This is a genomic window from Streptomyces capoamus, from assembly GCF_014654935.1.
GTDB classification, from domain to species: domain Bacteria; phylum Actinomycetota; class Actinomycetes; order Streptomycetales; family Streptomycetaceae; genus Streptomyces; species Streptomyces capoamus.
In genome coordinates this window covers 122088-123448 of the sequence record NZ_BNBF01000021.1, presented here as the reverse complement: position 1 = coordinate 123448, position 1361 = coordinate 122088, and the positions used below count along the sequence as shown (strand labels likewise).

2 protein-coding genes are annotated in these 1361 nt (G+C 75.3%); both read right to left on the bottom strand.

The features are described 5' to 3' along the window. On the bottom strand, nucleotides 1–616 hold a 616-nt coding region (locus IE312_RS42225), incomplete at its 3' end, for a TerD family protein (RefSeq protein ID WP_229900542.1). A gap of 81 nt (nucleotides 617–697) precedes the next feature. Continuing rightward, nucleotides 698–1361, bottom strand: a 664-nt coding sequence (locus IE312_RS42220) for a zinc-binding dehydrogenase (protein ID WP_229900541.1), incomplete at its 5' end; no start/stop codon positions are given.

The window sequence follows — 1361 nt, the reverse complement described above, 5'->3', positions numbered from 1 at the left end:
CGGGGGCGGGCGGCGGGGCCGTCGGCCGCGGCGGAACGGCGGGCGCGGCGGCCGGCTGCGGCGGAACCGCGGGGGCCGCCGGGGCCGCCGCGGGGGTCACCGGGGCGGCCGGGGCCGCGGCCGGCTCCTCCACCGTCACGCCGAAGTCGGTCGCGATGCCCGCGAGCCCGTTCGCGTACCCCTGGCCGACGGCCCGGGCCTTCCACTGGCCGGCCCGGCGGTAGACCTCCACGACCACCAGCGCGGTCTCCGAGCCGAGCTGCGGCGGGGTGAACGTGGCCAGTACGGCCCCGCCGTCGGCGTCCCGGAGGGTGGCCGTCGGTTCGATGCCCTGGAAGGTCTGGCCGGCCGCGTCCGGGCTGGCCGTGACGACGATCTTCTCGATCTCCGGCGGCACGGCGGCGGTGTCCACCGTGATCGCGTCCGGGGCCGTACCGCCGCCCGGCCGGTAGGTCACGCCCGGGCCGCTCGGCTGGTTGTAGAAGATGAAGTCGTCGTCGGAGCGCACCTTGCCGTCGGCGGTGAGCAGCAGGCCCGACACGTCGAGCCGCACCGGGGCGGAGACGTCCACCGTCACGCGCGCGGCCGGGAGAGGGATGTTCGAGCCAGGGGTCATAGCTGTCATGCCGGGTGAACGAACGGCACCGCTTTACCGTTCCCTTACCAGCCGATCGGGTTCCCCGGTCCGCCGGACGGCCTACGGCACCACCACGATCTTCCGCCCGGCGCCCGCCGCGAACCGCTCCAGGGCCTCGGGGTAGCGCTCCAGCGGCACCCGGTCGCTGATGAACACCTCGGGGTCCAGCACCCCGTTCGCGAACAGCTCCGCGGCGCGCTCGAAGCTGTGCAGCACGGCCATCGAGCCGGTGATGGTGATCTCCTGGTTGTAGATGCGGTACGGGTCGATGGTGACCCGGGTCGCGTAGTCGGCCACGCCGAACTGCAGGAACGTGCCCGCCTTGGCCACCCGGCCCAGGCCGTCCTGGATGGCGGCCGCGTTGCCGGTGGCGTCGACCACGACGTCCCAGCCCTGCGGCCGCTCCAGCTCGTCCGCGCCGGCCGCCGACGCCGTCACGCCGAGGCGGCGCGCGGTCCGCAGCCGCTCCGGGTTGACGTCGACCACGTCCACGCTCGCCGCGCCGGTGCGCTTGGCCAGCTCCAGCATCATCAGGCCCATCGTGCCCGAGCCGTAGATCAGCACGTGGGCGCCGAGGCGGGACCGGAGCACGTCGTAGCCGCGCACCGCGCACGACAGCGGCTCGATCAGCGCCGCGTCCTCGGTGCGCACGTGCTCGGGGAGCCGCACGCAGTTGGCGACGGGCGCCACCGCGTACCGGGCCGCGCCGCCCGCCGTCGTCACG